Below are 17,140 nucleotides of genomic sequence, written 5' to 3'. Positions count from 1 at the left end.
TGATGGTGCAAAGAGAGCTCTACAATCCCCCGTGGCAGTTAATAGGGGCTTCCGTGACTGCATGGGATTTAGGCGGTGGTGGAATGCAGGGAGCGGTTGCCGAGGTTCGAAGGGGGCTGTTTTCATAAAGCTGGGTGGACAGATTAGGTGCAGGCGCGATAAATACCCCTATTTTCTCGCAAGTCCTGAGGGCTAATCGGTGCTTCGGGCCATCCATGGCGGTAACCCCGACTGTGCAAGTCCAAAAGCTTTGTATTGGTGGGGTGTTAACCGCATGCACCATGATTTCATTTAGCCGTTGGCAGAGGCGTTTCACCGTTTCTAAATGGCCTTTAGCGGCAATGGGTTTAATTGCCTTTACGGCTGTAATCTTATGAATTGGAAGTTTGCCGAGGTCGGGAAATATATGACCTTCGAGGGAGCGCCATGTATCTAAAGCATGGTTCGCGGATACTTTGGATTTCTTTACTTCGAGCCACTGGCTAGCCACGTGCTGCAGGGTATTGCTGTGAGATGTTTCGTTAATCAGGGTTTGTTCGTCGCGGTGTTCTTTGGGGTCGGTATCTTTAGCTAGTAGTTCGCGCGCGGCTTGTCGTTTACCGCGAGCTTCCGCAATGGAAATTTCAGGGTAGCTGCCAAAGCTTAGGCTGGTACGCTTTTTAGTGAATGGCCGGTAGTAATCGAACAACCATAGCTTCGAGCCATTGGGCTTAACTCTAAGCCGCCGCCATCTGATAGCGTATAAACCTTTTCTTTGGCTTTGGCTTGCTTAACTTCTGTGTTGGTTAGGGGCTTGGTTGTTCTCGCCATTTTAGTAGTACCGTTTATAGCTGTACTACCATGGTACTACTAAGCGTACCGCTAAAAAAGTAGGATGTTTTGGTGACTTCTAAAACCTTATAGGCACAAAAAATCCCGTAACTCGTTGGAATTACAGGCTTTTTCGGTCTTCTTTGGGTTTGCTAAAACCCTAGTTTGGTGGAGGCGGGGGGATTTGAACCCCCGTCCGTCAGTTCGCCATCCTCGGCTCTACATGTTTAGTTTCCGTCAATTAATTTAGCCCATTCACAGCCCGGCGGGCAGGACGTGGTGAGCGAGTTCGCTTTAGGTTTCGCAATGGCATCACGATCTAAATGTCACAGCTATCCAGTTCTATATGACAGTCTTTTGCGCGGTACTGGCACCTTACTAAAGACCGCTAGCGGCGAACCACTAGATGGTGCTTCACAGGCTACTTACGCAGCTAGTTGGGCACCGTAGTTGTCATCATTGGCAACTGATTAGTTTGCAGCTTTGGATTAACGTGATTGGCTACCATCACGACATGCACCTTGGGCTTTGATACCGGCGTCGAATCCTAATCGCCCCCGAAATCGACCAACTTTCACTGGCCAGCAGCGCAGTATATCGCAAATGTAGCTTAGCTCCTAGGGGATGACGGGGTGTTTGTGGGGGCTTTGGTGTTGTGCCTTGTCGCTTGATTGAGCGGGGTGGCACTCGAAACCGATAACTTCTGGCTATTGCGGCCATTATGAACCTTGTGTCACGCGACTTTCATTTCCGTGTTCTACTGCTGGCGAGTAGTAAACCAACAATAATAACTCGTGCAAGTCTTTCGCTCCCGCTTTATCAAAAGCTCACTTGTGCAAATTGTCTTTCTTTTCTCAGAAGCAAATCGTTATGAATAATCGACCAGATAGGAAGTTGCCTCGCCGCGTCAGGCGGTTAAGTTTTTTTGATAAGTGCGTTTTTTACGGAACTGTCTCCATTACGGGGGCGGCGGTTATGATGGTTGAGCTATTAGGGACTCGTATTATTGGTCCTTATTACGGTGTAAGTTTAATCGTGTGGTCTTCTTTGTTGTCCGTTTCTCTTTTGGCGCTTGCCGTCGGTTATTATTTTGGCGGAGTGCTTGCGGATAGGAAAACGATATTCCGTTTGCCGCACGCGGTTTTTTTTGCGGCGGTTACGATTAGCCTTATCCCGCTGGTGAGTGAAGCGGTGCAGATATTTTGTAATCCGCTCGGGTTGCGTTTCGGTGCGTTGTCCAGTGCGTTTATTTTATTTACGCCGTGCTTGGTTTTTCTGGGTATGGCTGGCCCCTTTGTGATTCAAATGGCAACGCAGCAGGTGGAGGATGTGGGTTCAACGTCGGGTAGTGTCTACGCTATTAGCACTGTTGGCAGTGTGTTTGGAACGCTGTTGCTGGGCTTCTTTTTGTTGCCTTTGTTCGGTACGCATGCGATTTTGCTGGTGCTGAGCTTGTTGCTGGCGTGCCTGGCATTTGGTTTGGCGATTTATACAAATATCCACCGTCGTTTTTCCGTCGCCACGTTGGCGGTTGTTGTGTTTGTTGGTGGTAGTGCGGTTTGGCAGCTTCAGAATGGAGCGCGCGGTGGTGCGATGCAGGGTTACGAGGTTCTATTCGAGCAGGAAACTCATTATGGTTGGGTGAGGGTGGTGGATCAGCCGAAAAAAAATATTCGCTGGCTAATGTCTGATGCCTCTACGATTGGTGCCGAAGATAATCGGAGTGGCCGTGGTTTGTTGGCTTATCAGGCGGTTGTGCGTTTGCTTCCCTGGTTTAAACCGGGGGCTAAAAAAGCCTTGTTGGTTGGCTTGGGTGCAGGGCATTTGGTTGGTGATTTTCAGCGTTATGGTGTGCAAACGGATGCGATTGAGATTGATCCGGCGGTCGCTCATGCTGCGCGGGAGTTTTTTGATTTCCAACCAACGGGAAAGGTGTTGGTGGGGGATGCGCGATACCGGATTAAGCAGTTGGATGAGCAGTACGATCTGATTGTTCACGATTGTTTCACCGGCGGTGCCGAGCCCTTCCATCTGCTTAGCCAGGAAATGATTGGGGAGTTAAAGACCAAGCTAAAGCCCGGCGGCATTTTGGCGGTAAATTTTGTTGGTTTTACCGAGGCGGAAAAATTGAAGCCGGTGAAGTCTATTGCGCTGACGTTGGACCAGAATTTTGCCTATCGCAAAACCTATGTGGCTATGCCGGAAGAGCCGTTTAATGATTTTATTTTTATGGTGTCTGATGCGCCGGTGCTATTAAGCGAGCACCCTGCGGCAGAGAACGTTGCCCATTGGTTGGCTCCTCGGGAATTTCACATTAATGCCGAGGGTGGTGAGTTGATTACGGATGATTACAACCCGCTAGAGTACCTGCAAATGGCGAAAGCTGAGCATTATCGCGATGTGCTGGTGGCACGGGTTGGTGAGTCGATTTTGTTTCGTTAAGCGGCCTAGTCTGCCTTATTTTGCATTATCCGCTGTTTTTGTTTGTTCCAATCGCGCTCTTTTTCGGTTTGTCGTTTGTCGTGCTGTTGCTTGCCTTTGGCCACGGCTATTTCGCATTTAACGAGGTGCCGCTTCCAGTACATGGCCATAGCTACGATGGTGTGACCTTTTTGCGTTGTAGCTTCGTGTAACTTGCTTAATTCCTTGCGGTGCATAAGCAGTTTGCGCGGCCGGATTGGCTCGGTAACGAAATGTGTCGATGCTTGCGGTAGTGGCTGGATTTGCGCGCCATGGAGCCAGGCTTCGCCTCTGTGGAAGATGACGTAACTTTCGGTCAGTTGACCGTGCCCGGCGCGAAGCGCCTTAACTTCCCAGCCCGCGAGTGCTATTCCAGCCTCTAAGCGGTCTTCGATAAAGTAATCGTGCCGTGCCCTACGGTTTTGCGCGATGGTGTTACTACTGGTTTTTTTCTTCTTGGCCATAGGGGCGGATTATAGGGGGAGACTCGGATTGGGGCCAGCTAAATCCAGGGATAATTCTCTGCAGACAGGGGGCTCTGGCTAGGGGCGCATAGGGGGATGCTAATTTCTGCTGATATCGGCTTCGATGATATATGCCCTGTTTCCGATGCTAGGCTATGTCTGTGCGACTGTAAATTTGCCGTTCTAGTAAATTGTGGGTCGGCCATAGTGTGCTTGGTAGTGTGCAACGAAGCACAGCAAAGGCCGTCATTTCGTCGTTGGAATGACGGCCTTTTTTTAAAAGGTGGCCGTTTATTATGAGGTGATGGTGCTGAACCTGTTCAGATGGCCTTAAGTTTGCGGCTATTTACCGCTACAATCGCGCATTTATCTGCTTTTTAATCATTACGCTTCTGGGGGGTGGAATGGATCAACGAAAAATGCACGGCGTGTGGGCCAACCGCTGGACCTTTATTCTGGCGGCAACTGGGTCGGCCGTTGGCTTGGGCAATATATGGAAATTTCCCTATATAGCGGGCGAAAACGGCGGTGGTGCATTTGTGTTGGTGTATTTGCTGTGTATTGCTGTGGTTGGTATTCCAATCATGATGGCGGAAGTGTTGATTGGTCGCCGTGGCCGTATGAGCCCGATCAATTCCATGCGTTATGTAACGAGCGAGGCCGGATTACACGGTGGATGGACGGGTATTGGCTGGATGGGTGTTGTTGCCGGTTTGATGATTATGGCGTTCTATAGTGTGGTTGCCGGTTGGGCGTTGAATTATGTCGTAGCCTCTGCTGGCGGCGGTTTTTCCGGAATTAGTGGCGATGAAGCGGGAAGCCTGTTTGGTGGTCTTTTACAGGATACAGGGCGGTTAACACTTTGGCATAGCCTGTTCTCGGTGATGACGCTGGCGGTGGTTGCCGCTGGAGTGACCAAGGGCCTGGGGATGGTTGCTCGCGTTCTGATGCCATTCCTTTTTGTTGTACTCGCCATATTACTCGTTTACGGGTTTACCAACGGCGATTTTGCTTCAGCGTTCCGTTTTCTGTTCGATTTTAAGTTCGGCAAGCTGTCGTGGGATGGTGTTCTAGTTGCTCTGGGCCACGCTTTCTTCACCTTGAGTCTGGGCATGGGTTCCATTATGGCTTATGGAGCCTATATGCCGGACCACGCCAACGTGGGGCGAACCATTGTTACCGTTGGTGTGCTGGATACGGTTGTTGCCCTGGTGGCGGGTTTAGCGATTTTCCCCATTGTGTTTGCCTCTCCGGGGATCGAGCCCAGTGCGGGGCCGGGGTTGATGTTTGTTAGCTTGCCGGTGGCTTTTGGGAATATGGCCGGGGGACAAATTTTTGGAACCCTGTTTTTTGTGTTGGTTGCTGTCGCGGCGTGGAGTTCAGCTGTTTCGTTGATCGAACCCGGCGTCGCCTGGTTGTCGGAAACCAAAAGATTTAACCGTGTAACGGCAACAATAGCGCTGACGTTGGTAGCCTGGTTGGGTGGTTTGGGTTGTATCTGGTCGAACAACTGGCTCGAAGACAAACCCGCTTCGGGCATCTATGTATTTGAATCGCTGGATTTTCTCACTTCCCAGATTATGTTGCCCCTTGGTGGTTTGTTTATAGCCCTATTTGTGGGTTGGTTGATGCGACGAGCGATTGTTGCCTCGGAGATGGACGCCGAAGGGCACCCACTGTTTGAAATTTGGCTATTTGTAGTGCGTTATATATCGCCTGCGCTGGTGGCGCTGGTGATGATTTTCAGCCTTGCTGATAAGTTTAAAGGTTAATGGCAAAGCGTATAGAGCGTTCAGCACTGGTTGCCTTTAGTGCAGAGCAGATGTTCGATTTGGTGAATGACTTCGAGTCTTACCCGCAGTATATGCCTGGTTGCGTGGGGGCCGAGTTACTTGCGCGAGAAGCCGATTGGCTAGAGGCGCGTTTGCACCTCGAAAAGGCGGGCATTCGGCAATCTTTCGTTACTCATAATACGTTTAGGCGCCCGGAGTTCATGCACCTTCGCTTGGTGGAAGGCCCTTTCAAATCGTTGGAGGGGGAGTGGGTGTTTCAGCCCCTGGCTGAGAACGCTTGTAAGGTAAGTTTCTGGATTGAGTTCGAGTTTTCCAATAGACTCGTCGCCCTCGCCGCAGGCAAGCTGTTTGAGCATGTGGCATCTGAACAGGTTTCAACCTTGTGTAACCGCGCTAAGCAGCTATATTCCTGAGGTATCCCACGATGAGTGATATTGAACCGATTCAAGTCGAAGTGGCCTACGCTCTGCCCCATAAGCAAAAAATAATCGCCTTGTTGGTGGAGCCCGGAACCACGGCTATGCTCGCTGTTGAAAAGTCGGGCATTGCGAAGTTTTTCCCTGAGCTGGATATTGAAAACGCCAAGATGGGGATTTTCGGTCAGGCCTTGGGTACCAAAGGCTTAAAGCCCGCTAAAGAGCATGTGTTGCTGGCGGGGGACAGGGTAGAAATATATCGCCCGCTGATTGCCGATCCGAAAGAGGTTCGGCGCAAGCGGGCAGAAAAGGCTAAAACTAGCTGATTATCGCGTAGCGCTATGTGGCTGGAGTGACTTCAACCGGGACTGGGGCGCCCTCTTTGGGTTTGTCGTTAGTGCCTTCTTGGTCGGGGTCGACCTTGCTGCTGGACTCTTTGTCGATGTCACCTTCCCAGCGGGCGAGCTTGCCGTCTTCAAAGAATATGCTGAGGTGGTATTCTTGTAGCTGTTTTTCGCCGCGCTTGAGAGCAAAATAATAATCCCAGCGGTCTGGGTGGAAGGTGTCGGCGACCAGGGGGCTGCCCATAACGTAGCGAACCTGTTCGGGAGTCATGCCGACTTCGAGTTGTTCTGTCATATCCTTCTCAACAAAATTGCCTTGTTGAATGTATATGCGATAGACCCAAGGGAATTGGAGGCGAGAGCAGCTGGTGGCTACTATGATTGTTATAATTAATAATGCCGTTTTTAAAACAAATTGCATGCCAGGGGTTTCCGAAAATCAATTGGCCGGGGATAATACCCGATCTGTTTATCACATGAGAAGTCCATAGGAGCATCTAAATGGCAGTAGAAAACCAAGAATTGCGCAAAGCAGGCCTAAAGGTCACACTGCCGAGAGTTAAGATTCTTCAAATCCTAGAAAATTCCGCAGAACGTCATCTTAGCGCAGAAGACGTCTATAAGCTGCTACTAGATGCAGGTGAAGATGTTGGTTTGGCTACGGTTTACCGGGTTTTGACCCAGTTTGAGAGTGCCGGCTTGGTTGAGCGCCACAATTTTGATGGCGGTCATTCAGTCTTTGAGTTGGATCGCGGTGATCACCACGATCATATGGTGTGTACTGAGACTGGCAAGGTTGTGGAGTTTCATAATGATAAGATCGAGCAGCTGCAGCGGGAGATAGCAGAAGACCACGGTTATGAGATAACCGGTCATAGTTTGGTTTTATATGTTAAACCCCTCAATAGTTGAGCGATGCAGCTAAGAGCTTTATGGGTGTAGCACTTGCTTTGCTGCTTTCAGGAGCGCCCCACGCTTGATGGGTTCAGGGGGGGGCTATTGCCTGAAAGGCAAAGCTCCGGCAGCTGTACCCCGAAGGCTCTTCGTAGGCTCCTTAAGTTCTCGCTTAGTGGCGCTGTTCAGCGCCTCAGGCGGTACTTAACATTTCCTTCGCATGGGCGAGTGATCGTTTTGAATCTATATCTCCTCCCATCATTCGCGCAATTTCAGCCACTTTTTCCTGCTTCGTTAAGGATTTAACTGAAGAAAGGGTTCCTGTCTTAGGGTTACTTGCTTTACTTACCAGCAGGTGCTGGCGTCCCTTGCTGGCCACCTGAGCTAAATGGGTCACACAGAGTACCTGGGCGTTGCTGCCTAGCTCTCGCAATAGTTTGCCCACTTCATCCCCGGTGGTGCCTCCAATGCCGACATCCACTTCGTCGAAAACCAGTGTGGGGGTGGTGGACGTTTGTGCTGTGACGACTTGGATAGCCAAGCTCACCCGTGAAAGTTCGCCTCCAGAGGCAATTTTGACGAGGGGTTTTGCTGCTTGACCGGGGTTGGTGCTTATCAGTAATTCTGCAGATTCGTTGCCGGAGGATGTGGGCGTATCGTTGGTGTGCAAGGCAATGCTCAGTTTTGCATTGTTCATGGCCAGCTGTGCCAGCCTGTCGTTTACGGCCTTGGTCAGGCGAGCGCTGGCAAACTGGCGCTGCTGTGATAGTTCAGCAGAAAGCTGCTGGTAGATTTTCAGGGTTTCCTGTAGTTGTTGTTCCAGTTCTCCGACTTGGTCATCGCCACTTTGCAATTTGCCCAGTTCCGCCGATAGGTTCTGGTGAAGCTGCGCCAATTTATCTGGCGCAATGCGATGTTTGCGGGCGATTTCGTAGATGGTACTCAGGCGCTGCTCTACCTCGGTCAGGCGGGATTCGTCCTGTTCCTGGCTGTTGAGGTAGCGATCCAGCTCCGACTGTGCCTCTTGTATATGAATAAGCGCGTTGTGCAGCAAGCCTTCGGCTTCCTGTAGTGCTTCGGGTTTTTCCTGCAGCGCTACCAATAACTGTAAGCCATGATTGAGTCTGTCCTGCAGGCCTTCATCGTCGGAGCAGAGACTGAGCACATGGCTGCAGTTGCCATTAATGGTTTCGGCGTTGGCCAGTCTTCGCTGTTCCCGCTCCAGCTGTTCTAGCTCCCCGGGCTCTAGGGAGAGCTGATCGAGCTCTTCCACCTGGTAATGCAAGAGCTGAAAGCGAGCGTTAAGGTCTTCGTTTTGGTTTTTGATGCCTTCTAGCTGGCTGTTGGCCGCGTGCCAGTTCCGGTAGGTATCTTTTACTTGCTTAGCGAGTGGTCGTAAACCGCCAAAGGCGTCGAGCAATCGCTGATGGGTCTTGCTGTCGAGTAGCGATTGGTGCTCGTGCTGGCTGTGTATGTTGATCAGCATTTCCCCAAGGGAGCGCAGTTGATTAAGGGTAACGGTTTGGCCGTTAATAAATGCGCGGGAGCGGCCTTCTGCCGTTATTACCCGGCGCAGAATACAGTCGTCGCCATCGGCCAGCTCGTGCTCTGCCAGCCACTTTTGTGCATAGTCGAGGGCTGAGATATCGAAGCTGGCGTGAATATCGGCCTTTTTACAGCCGGGCCGGATCTTGTCCGCGTCGGTTCTGTCGCCCATAGCCAAACCAAGAGCATCAAGCATAATGGATTTGCCCGCACCGGTTTCGCCGGTAATGGTGGTGAGGCCTTTGTCTAGCTCCAAATCCAATTGATCTACCAGCGTGAAATCGGTGATATGCAGATGGGTTAGCACGGCTCGCTCCTTTTTGGGTGTGTTTTTATACAGTGCTTTATGGTGGTTATTTATACAGTACAAGTGCTGGCTTTGCCACCAGTTTTTGATCTGTGTAATCCATGCCAAAAAATGGCCTTGAATGTGAGCGTGCTGTCCCCATATTGCTCACTGAAAAAACACATGAGTTGGAGATATGCGTGAGTAATTCAGATCAACCGCAAAACGACCCTAAAGAAAATTTGACTGAAGAGCAGCTTAATCAGGAACCTGAGAAGGTGGAAGAGTCTGCTGACGAGACCTCTACCGAGGAGGGTTTTGACGATTCGGCATCACAGCTGGAGCAGCTTCAAGCCGAGTTAACCGAGGCTAAAGAACAGGCTTTGCGCGTAGCCGCAGAGTTGCAGAACGTGCGTCGCCGCGCCGAGCTAGATGTTGAAAAAGCTCACAAGTTTGGCCTGGAAAAGTTCGTTAGCGATATGCTGCCGGTAGCCGATAATCTGATGAGGGCGGTCGAAGCTTCGGTAGCCGAAGGCGCTGAGTTGGCGTCTGTAACGGAAGGTGTTGAATTGACACTAAAAAGCCTGACGGATGCATTGCAGCGTCACAAGGTAGAGCAGGTGAACCCTGAGGGCGAACCCTTCAATCCCGAGTTGCATCAGGCTATGACGGCGGTTCCTCAGCCGGATGTGGAGCCGAACACGGTAATCAATGTCTATCAGGTGGGTTACACCCTTAATGGGCGCCTTGTTCGCCCTGCAATGGTCGTGGTATCTAAGGCCGAGTAAAAATTAATCAGGCTCTGTCACTTGAATAACGGTGGATAGAACCAATATTGAAACTCAAGCAGGTTGCTGGTATTTGGCCAGCCAAGCATAAAATTTCGTGGATGGGCCAAGCCGATCTGCAAGCATTTAAGACTGGAGATAATCAATGGGCAAAATTATTGGTATTGACCTGGGCACAACCAATTCCTGTGTATCAGTATTGGAAGGTGGTAAAGCCCGAGTTATTGAAAACTCTGAAGGTGATCGTACAACGCCTTCTATTGTTGCATTCACCGACGACAAAGAAGTTCTGGTTGGCCAGAGCGCAAAGCGTCAGGCGGTAACGAACCCACAGAACACCCTGTTTGCGGTTAAGCGTTTGATCGGCCGTAAATTTAAGGACGATGTGGTTCAAAAAGATATCAAAATGGTGCCATACACCATTGTGGCTGCCGATAATGGCGATGCCTGGGTAGAAGTGAAGGGCGAAAAGAAAGCTCCGCCCCAGATCTCTGCTGAAGTACTGAAGAAAATGAAGAAAACCGCTGAGGATTATCTTGGCGAAGCTGTGACGGAGGCGGTTATTACGGTTCCAGCGTACTTTAACGATTCTCAGCGTCAGGCGACCAAAGACGCTGGTAGAATTGCTGGTTTGGAAGTAAAGCGTATCATCAACGAGCCAACAGCCGCGGCGCTGGCGTACGGTATGGACAAAGCCAAGGGCGATCGCACCATTGCGGTGTACGACTTGGGTGGTGGTACTTTCGATATCTCTGTTATTGAAATTGCCGATGTCGATGGCGAGCATCAGTTCGAAGTATTGTCTACCAACGGTGACACTTTCCTCGGTGGCGAAGATTTCGATTTGCGCTTGATCGAGTATTTGGCCTCTGAGTTTAAATCTATTAATGGTATTGATCTGCACAGCGATCCTCTTGCGCTTCAACGTTTGAAAGAAGCTGCTGAAAAAGCCAAGATCGAGCTGTCTTCCAGTCAGCAGACTGAAGTCAATCTGCCCTATATTACGGCTGATTCCACGGGACCTAAGCACCTAGTTGTTAAGTTGTCTCGCGCTAAGCTGGAATCACTGGTTGAAGAGCTGGTTCTTCGTTCGTTAGAGCCGGTAAAAATGGCTATTAAAGATGCCGATTTGTCGGTAAGCGAAATTGATGACGTTATTCTGGTGGGCGGCCAAACTCGCATGCCTATGGTGCAGCAGAAAGTTACAGAGTTCTTCGGTAAAGAGCCGCGCAAAGATGTGAACCCGGACGAAGCTGTGGCTATGGGGGCGGCTATTCAGGCTGCAGTTCTTTCCGGTGACGTTAAAGACGTATTGCTGCTGGATGTAACACCCTTAACCCTGGGGATTGAAACCATGGGTGGTGTGGCTACTGGTTTGATTGAGAAAAACACAACAATCCCAACCAAAAAGTCTCAGGTGTTCTCAACGGCTGACGACAGTCAAACGGCTGTAACTATTCATGTGGTACAGGGTGAGCGCAAGCAGGCTGCACAGAATAAATCTCTGGGTCGGTTCGATCTGGCTGATATTCCTCCAGCACCGCGTGGCGTGCCTCAAATCGAAGTGACCTTTGATATTGATGCCAACGGTATTCTGAATGTGTCGGCAAAAGATAAGGCAACCGGTAAAGAGCAATCCATTATCATTAAAGCGTCTTCTGGTTTGAACGATGAAGAAATCGAAAAAATGGTACTGGATGCCGAAGCCAATGCAGAGGCAGACCGTAAGTTTGAGGAGCTGGTAAGTGCTCGCAATACTTTGGAGGGACTGATCCATGCCACTAAGAAGACGCTTGAAGAAGCGGGCGATAAGGCGACGTCTGATGAAAAATCGGCCATTGAAGCTGCCATCACTGATGCGGAGGAAGCCGCTAAAGGTGAAGATAAAGAAGCTATGGAGGCGGCTACGAAGAAACTGACTGACGCTTCTGGCTCTCTCGCTCAAAAGCTTTATGCCGAGCAAGCCGCTCAGGCCGGCCCTGAGGGTGCTGATGCCAGCCAGGAGCAACCCGCAGAAGAAGGTGTTGTTGATGCCGAGTTTGAGGAAGTGAAAGACGACAACAAGTAAGTTGTAGTCCTTCTGCAAACTCTTTCATGAAGCGCGGGTTTTCAGCCCGCGCTTGTTGTGTTTAAAGAAACTGAAATTAATTATGTCCAAGCGCGATTACTATGAGGTTCTGGGTGTCTCGAAAGACGTTACGCCGCAGGAGCTAAAAAAAGCATACCGTAAGGTGGCTATGAAGCACCACCCAGACCGCAATGAGGGTGATAAAGACTCAGAGGAAATGTTTAAAGAGGCTTCCGAAGCTTACGAAGTACTTTCCGATGCGCAAAAGCGTTCAGCCTATGACCAGTTTGGTCACGCCGGTGTTGATGGTCAGTCCGGTATGGGTGGCGGTGGTGAGGGACATGGTAATTTCTCCGATATTTTTGGTGATGTTTTTGGTGATATTTTTGGTGGAGCGGGCGGTCGCGGCGGTCGTGGCGGCCCTTCCCGTGGCGCAGATTTGCGTTACACCCTCGATCTATCCTTGGAAGATGCGGTTCGTGGCACTACCGTAAAAATCAAAGTCCCTACATTGGTTAGCTGCAAAATTTGTAGCGGTAACGGTTGTAAGCCGGGTTCCAGCCCAACAACCTGTAATACCTGTGGCGGACACGGACAGGTGCGTATGCAGCAGGGTTTTTTCTCTGTTCAGCAGACCTGCCCAACTTGTCGTGGTAAAGGCCAGTCCATCTCTGACCCCTGCACCAGCTGTCATGGTCGTGGTCGTGTAGAGGAAACCAAAACTCTGTCGGTAAAAGTTCCTCCCGGTGTCGATACTGGCGATCGTATCCGCTTGGGCGGTGAAGGCGAGGCGGGTGCCGATGGCGGGCCTTCGGGCGATTTGTACGTACAGGTATCGGTTAAAGATCACGAGTTTTTCCAGCGAGATGGGAAAAATCTCTACAGCGAAGTGCCCATCAGTATTTTTGATGCTTGTCTCGGTGGTGAGATTGAGGTGCCTACCCTCGATGGCCGTGTAAAGCTCAAAGTGCCAGCCGAAACACAAACAGGCAAGCTTTTCCGATTGAGAGGTAAGGGTGTTACGCCGGTTCGAGGTGGTTCAGCTGGCGATTTACTTTGCAGAGTAATTCTGGAAACGCCGGTCAATATGACCAGCCGTCAAAAAGAATTGTTGCAGGAGTTGAAAGAATCGTTTCACGGAAAAAAGCATTCACCGAAACAGCATACCTGGTTTGATGGTATGAAGAGTTTCTTTGGTGACATGAAGATGTAGTGATCGGAAGCCTTTGGCTTCCGGGTGAGGCCGCTAGGCGGCCCTCTAGATTCTGGAGTGGCTTGGTTTTACTGAAAAACTGAGTTATTTTCCCGGAACTGAAACGCTCAAACCGGGCGTAGAGCGCCCGCCCCAATCCCCCCTTTTTTCCTTGCGAAGCATTACAATAACGCTTTAGTTTATATTCAGAAAAGAAGACCACATTATGCCGATAAAAATTGCTGTCAATGGTGCCGGTGGGCGCATGGGTAAAATACTGATCGAAGCTGTTTCAGCTGCAGATGGGGCTGAGTTGGCGGTGGCTATTGAGCGGCCAGATAGTTCTCTTATTGGTTCTGATGCTGGTGAGTTGGCTGGTATTGGTAAAATTGGGGTAACTGTTGTTGGTGATATTAAGCAGGTCGTCGATCAGTTCGATGTGCTTATAGATTTTACTGTGCCTATGTCTACTGTGAATAATGCACAAGTATGTGGTGCTGCGGGCAAGGCGATGGTAGTGGGTACAACGGGTTTTTCGCCAGAGCAGAAAGCAGCTTTCGATTCCGCTGTATCCAATATTAGTATTTGTATGGCATCGAACTTCAGCACTGGCGTTAACTTGTGCTTCAAACTTTTGGATATGGCCGCGCGGGTACTGGGTGACGATGTGGATATTGAGATCTACGAAGCGCATCACCGTCACAAGGTCGATGCCCCCTCGGGCACTGCATTGAGTATGGGTGAGGTTGTGGCCGATGCGCTTGGTCGCGATTTATCAAAAGTCGCGGTTTACGGCAGGGAAGGTCAAACCGGTGCTCGCGAGAGGGATACCATTGGTTTTGCGACTGTTCGCGGTGGTGACGTGGTGGGAGACCACACGGTTTCGTTTATGGCCGATGGTGAGCGGGTGGAAATTACGCACAAAGCCTCCAGCCGTATGTCCTTCGCTCGGGGTGCGGCAAGAGCCGCTGTTTGGCTTACCGGCCAGAATGCCGGGCGTTACGATATGCAGGATGTGCTAGGTTTGAAGTAGTTTCGTTTATTTTCCCGAAATAAGGCTTGAAAAAATGGTAATCGCGATTGGGTGATTACCATTTTTTTTGCAGAAAATTTGGAGGGTTAGCGTTTACGGTGTGTCTTTGCTTTTAGGTAGAGTGTTAATGCTGCATCGGGACACCCGGGGTTTTGAGGGTTGTGTTTTGCGCCAATATCAGTAGTATTCAGAGGGCTTTATCCATGTCCAGTAATATTTTTTTAAGGGGATTAATAATAATGATAATAGAAAAAATAAAAATAATCGGTGTAATTGCAAGCCTAATTTTTGGGGTGGGCTGCGCTCACAATATACAGGTTACTCCTGATTCACTCTCCCTCAAAGGGCTAGAGGTGAGTTCAGTGAGCGATAAAAATGTGGGGTACTACATATCCAGTGAAGATAAGCAAAAGTTGGTGACAACTCCAGGTGGTGGAGGCGATAAAGTTACCTATAAGCCATACGCCGATACAGAGGGCGCGCTTAACACTATATTAATGAAGGTGTTTTCGCGGGTTTATGCCGTAGATTCATTGGACAATAAAGACTTTATTTCAGAAAAAGGTATTAGCTTGATCTTTGTTCCCGAGCTTGTGACCGACTCTTCTTCCAGTAGTGCGTTTACTTGGCCTCCCACCGATTTTAGTATGAATCTAACGTGTACTGCTCTGAACCCAGCAGGTGAAACCGTTTGGAGTAAAAGTGTTCAGGCCAAGGGGCATGCTGAGTTTTCAGAGTTTACCGCCGATTTTTCTCTTTCCGCAAGACGTGCTTCAGAAGAAGCCTTCAAGCTAATGCTAAAAGAAATTGATGAAGCTGAAGAGCTAAAATAAGGGGATAACAATGACTCGTTTAACTACGATATTACTGGTAGCTTTTACCTTGTTCATGGCAACAGGTTGTACAATGAACGCCGTTCAGTACCAGCCCGATTTTGCGGTTGTTAATGATTTAAAAGATGCTGAAACTAAAGTGATGGCGGTTGGTGATATCACCAGCGCGAGCAAGAAAGTGGATAAGATTAGCATTCGTGGGTCTAGTATGAATTCGCCTTTCAATGGCTCTTATTCGGATTATCTTGAAAATGCCTTAAAGGAGCAGTTGAGTCACGCGGGTTTGTTTGATGCGTCCTCCAGCGTGGTTATCTCTGGTGAGTTGCAGCAAAATGATTTGAATGCAGCCGGTTTCTCTATCGGTAAAGCGGATCTATCGGCAAAGTTTGTCGTGAAGAGAGATGGTGAAGAAGTGTACAGTGGTGTTAAGTCAGTCCATCATGAGTGGCCTTCGTCATTTGTGGGTGCCGTTGCTATTCCCAATGCTGTTAACAACTATCCGACGGCTGTCCAAAAGCTGGTGGTTGAGCTTTTGTCTGACGAAGAGTTCTTAGCTGCCGTCAAGTAGCGCCTTGCGTGCCTGGGTATGTCCGCGATCTGCCCAGGCCTATTCGGTATTGTTTTCTATTTTTCCGCTGCTTTGAATCACATATGTCAGTTGTATTCGCCGACTTCCCGTGGACAGCTATGCCCCTCTTGCAGTAGAATCCGCCCTCAGATCAGGCGCATGCCGCCTGGCCCGATTTGGCCGAGTAGATCGTACAAGTCAGGTTCTAGAATATAGAAAAAGCGAGGTTGGACATTTAGCGCCTCAACCTCGCTTTTTTGCACAAGCCGCTCGAAACTTTCTGCTATCTTTTAGGCTGGTAGCCTGGGCAACCGTAGTCAGGCCATAGCTTGAATGCGCTCTTTCGTGCGGCCTTTTCCCAGCGACATATATTGTGGAGGACACTCATTTGGCACCGGTGCAAGCGACAGAAACTCAGGACTTGGAACAGCTGATTGGCACTGGCCGCCGGCCAGCAATATTGGTGCTGGAGGATGGCAGTGTGTTTACCGGTGTTTCCATTGGTGCCGAAGGGCAGTCGGTGGGTGAAGTGGTTTTTAACACGGCGATCACCGGGTATCAGGAAATATTGACTGACCCATCCTATGCGCGCCAGATTGTAACCCTTACTTATCCCCATATTGGTAATACCGGCACCAACAGCGAAGATGAGGAGTGTGGCGATATTTGGGCCGCAGGCCTCGTCATTCGCGATTTACCTCTTCTCTCCAGTAATTTCCGCAACGAGCAACCGCTAGACGAATACTTGAAAAGTAAAAATATTGTCGGTATTGCCAATATTGATACTCGCCGATTGACCCGTATTCTACGTGATAAGGGCGCCCAAAATGGCTGCGTTATGGCCGGCGACATTAATGAAGAGACGGCACTGAATGCGGCAAAAACTTTTGCCGGCTTGCAGGGGATGGATCTCGCGAAAGAGGTAACTACTAAGGAAACCGTCAGTTGGGAGGCTGGGAGTTGGGCGTTGGGTGAAGGTTTTTCGGCTTTGCCTGAGGGTAAGCGCTTCAAGGTTGTCGCTTATGATTTCGGAGCCAAACGTAATATTCTGCGCATGCTGGTTGATCGTGGCTGTGAGTTAACGGTGGTCCCGGCGCAAACTCCTGCAGACGTTGTTCTGGCGATGAACCCGGACGGCGTCTTTTTGTCGAATGGCCCCGGTGATCCCGAGCCTTGCGATTATGCTATCGAAGCCATTAAGACTCTGCTCGATAAAAATATGCCGCTGTTCGGTATCTGTCTTGGCCACCAATTGCTGGCGCTGGCTAGTGGCGCGAAAACGGTAAAAATGAAGTTCGGCCATCACGGTGGTAACCATCCGGTGCAAGACCTGAAAACAGGCCAGGTGATGATTACCAGCCAAAACCACGGTTTTGCGGCGGATGAGTCATCGTTACCGGGGTGCCTGGAGGCAACTCATAAATCGCTGTTTGATGGTTCCCTGCAGGGTATTCATCGTACGGATAAGCCCGCATTCAGTTTTCAGGGGCACCCGGAAGCGAGCCCGGGCCCACATGATGCTGCGGAATTGTTCGACCATTTTATTGAGCTGATGGAAGCATCGCGAGCCTAGCGTGCCGTTAATCCCGCGTAAGCGGGAAACAGTTCTGTCAGATATAGATTCTCGTCTGCGCGGGAATAAAGTA

The 17,140-nt window shown here is 50.0% G+C and carries 16 protein-coding genes and 1 other RNA gene; 12 read left to right on the top strand and 5 right to left on the bottom strand.

Features of this window, described 5'->3' with window-relative positions; genetic code table 11:
- Nucleotides 1-19: 19 nt before the first annotated feature.
- Both H5715_RS11550 and ssrA read right to left on the bottom strand, forming a co-directional pair.
- The gene (locus H5715_RS11550) at nucleotides 20-736 is read right to left on the bottom strand and encodes an integrase arm-type DNA-binding domain-containing protein (RefSeq protein WP_425507041.1); all 717 of its coding nucleotides are present in this window, start codon (nucleotides 734-736) and stop codon (nucleotides 20-22) included.
- A 240-nt stretch (nucleotides 737-976) separates the two neighbouring features.
- Nucleotides 977-1,369, bottom strand: a transfer-messenger RNA (tmRNA) gene (gene ssrA / locus H5715_RS11545).
- Nucleotides 1,370-1,680: 311 nt separating this feature from the next.
- Here ssrA and H5715_RS11540 point away from each other — a divergent pair.
- Nucleotides 1,681-3,252, top strand: coding sequence for a fused MFS/spermidine synthase (locus H5715_RS11540; RefSeq protein WP_075187690.1), 1,572 nt, complete (start codon nucleotides 1,681-1,683; stop codon nucleotides 3,250-3,252).
- Nucleotides 3,253-3,257: 5 nt separating this feature from the next.
- On the opposite strand, the gene smpB is transcribed toward H5715_RS11540, so the two are convergent.
- A complete protein-coding gene (smpB, locus tag H5715_RS11535; protein WP_075187689.1) occupies nucleotides 3,258-3,734 on the bottom strand; it encodes an SsrA-binding protein SmpB in 477 nt (158 codons plus the stop codon).
- 404 nt (nucleotides 3,735-4,138) lie between these two features.
- Between smpB and H5715_RS11530 the strand changes: the two genes are divergently transcribed.
- From H5715_RS11530 to H5715_RS11520, 3 genes are read left to right on the top strand one after another with little or no spacing between them, the layout of a single operon-like run.
- On the top strand, nucleotides 4,139-5,506 hold the full coding sequence (locus tag H5715_RS11530) for a sodium-dependent transporter (protein WP_075187688.1): 1,368 nt from the start codon (nucleotides 4,139-4,141) through the stop codon (nucleotides 5,504-5,506).
- Entirely contained in the window at nucleotides 5,506-5,940 is a 435-nt protein-coding gene (locus H5715_RS11525) for a type II toxin-antitoxin system RatA family toxin (RefSeq protein WP_075187687.1), read from the top strand. Before H5715_RS11530 ends, H5715_RS11525 begins: the two co-directional genes overlap by 1 nt.
- An 11-nt stretch (nucleotides 5,941-5,951) precedes the next feature.
- Nucleotides 5,952-6,269, top strand: coding sequence for an RnfH family protein (locus H5715_RS11520; RefSeq protein WP_075187686.1), 318 nt, complete (start codon nucleotides 5,952-5,954; stop codon nucleotides 6,267-6,269).
- A 13-nt stretch (nucleotides 6,270-6,282) separates the two neighbouring features.
- Here the strand turns inward: H5715_RS11520 and H5715_RS11515 are convergent, their stop codons facing one another.
- On the bottom strand, nucleotides 6,283-6,708 hold the full coding sequence (locus H5715_RS11515; protein ID WP_075187685.1) for an outer membrane protein assembly factor BamE: 426 nt from the start codon (nucleotides 6,706-6,708) through the stop codon (nucleotides 6,283-6,285).
- Nucleotides 6,709-6,788: 80 nt separating this feature from the next.
- Here H5715_RS11515 and fur point away from each other — a divergent pair, with 80 nt between their 5' ends.
- A complete protein-coding gene (gene fur / locus H5715_RS11510) occupies nucleotides 6,789-7,199 on the top strand; it encodes a ferric iron uptake transcriptional regulator (protein WP_075187684.1) in 411 nt (136 codons plus the stop codon).
- A 175-nt stretch (nucleotides 7,200-7,374) separates the two neighbouring features.
- Here the strand turns inward: fur and recN are convergent, their stop codons facing one another.
- Nucleotides 7,375-9,033 (bottom strand): DNA repair protein RecN, encoded by a 1,659-nt coding sequence (gene recN, locus H5715_RS11505; RefSeq protein WP_075187861.1) that lies wholly within the window; start codon nucleotides 9,031-9,033, stop codon nucleotides 7,375-7,377.
- Between the two features lie 179 nt (nucleotides 9,034-9,212).
- On the opposite strand from recN, the gene grpE reads away from it, so the two are divergent.
- The 7 genes from grpE to carA all read left to right on the top strand — a co-directional run bounded on the left by grpE (nucleotide 9,213) and on the right by carA (nucleotide 17,067).
- The gene (grpE, locus tag H5715_RS11500) at nucleotides 9,213-9,800 is read left to right on the top strand and encodes a nucleotide exchange factor GrpE (RefSeq protein WP_075187683.1); all 588 of its coding nucleotides are present in this window, start codon (nucleotides 9,213-9,215) and stop codon (nucleotides 9,798-9,800) included.
- A 145-nt stretch (nucleotides 9,801-9,945) separates the two neighbouring features.
- On the top strand, nucleotides 9,946-11,868 hold the full coding sequence (gene dnaK, locus H5715_RS11495) for a molecular chaperone DnaK (protein ID WP_075187682.1): 1,923 nt from the start codon (nucleotides 9,946-9,948) through the stop codon (nucleotides 11,866-11,868).
- A gap of 82 nt (nucleotides 11,869-11,950) precedes the next feature.
- Nucleotides 11,951-13,081, top strand: a complete 1,131-nt coding sequence (gene dnaJ / locus H5715_RS11490) for a molecular chaperone DnaJ (RefSeq protein ID WP_075187681.1) — start codon at nucleotides 11,951-11,953, stop codon at nucleotides 13,079-13,081.
- Between the two features lie 205 nt (nucleotides 13,082-13,286).
- The gene (gene dapB, locus H5715_RS11485; protein WP_075187680.1) at nucleotides 13,287-14,093 is read left to right on the top strand and encodes a 4-hydroxy-tetrahydrodipicolinate reductase; all 807 of its coding nucleotides are present in this window, start codon (nucleotides 13,287-13,289) and stop codon (nucleotides 14,091-14,093) included.
- Between the two features lie 239 nt (nucleotides 14,094-14,332).
- Nucleotides 14,333-14,926, top strand: a complete 594-nt coding sequence (locus tag H5715_RS11480) for a hypothetical protein (RefSeq protein ID WP_075187679.1) — start codon at nucleotides 14,333-14,335, stop codon at nucleotides 14,924-14,926.
- 10 nt (nucleotides 14,927-14,936) lie between these two features.
- Complete coding sequence (locus H5715_RS11475) at nucleotides 14,937-15,494, top strand: hypothetical protein (protein ID WP_075187678.1); 558 nt, start codon at nucleotides 14,937-14,939, stop codon at nucleotides 15,492-15,494.
- Nucleotides 15,495-15,891: 397 nt separating this feature from the next.
- Nucleotides 15,892-17,067: a glutamine-hydrolyzing carbamoyl-phosphate synthase small subunit gene (carA, locus tag H5715_RS11470; RefSeq protein WP_075187860.1), complete on the top strand. Its 1,176-nt coding sequence runs from the start codon at nucleotides 15,892-15,894 to the stop codon at nucleotides 17,065-17,067.
- Nucleotides 17,068-17,140 lie beyond the last annotated feature (73 nt).

It is taken from the genome of Teredinibacter haidensis (assembly GCF_014211975.1).
GTDB lineage: Bacteria > Pseudomonadota > Gammaproteobacteria > Pseudomonadales > Cellvibrionaceae > Teredinibacter > Teredinibacter haidensis.
The sequence above is the reverse complement of the archived record's forward strand: the minus strand, read 5'-3'. Positions and strand labels throughout refer to the sequence as shown.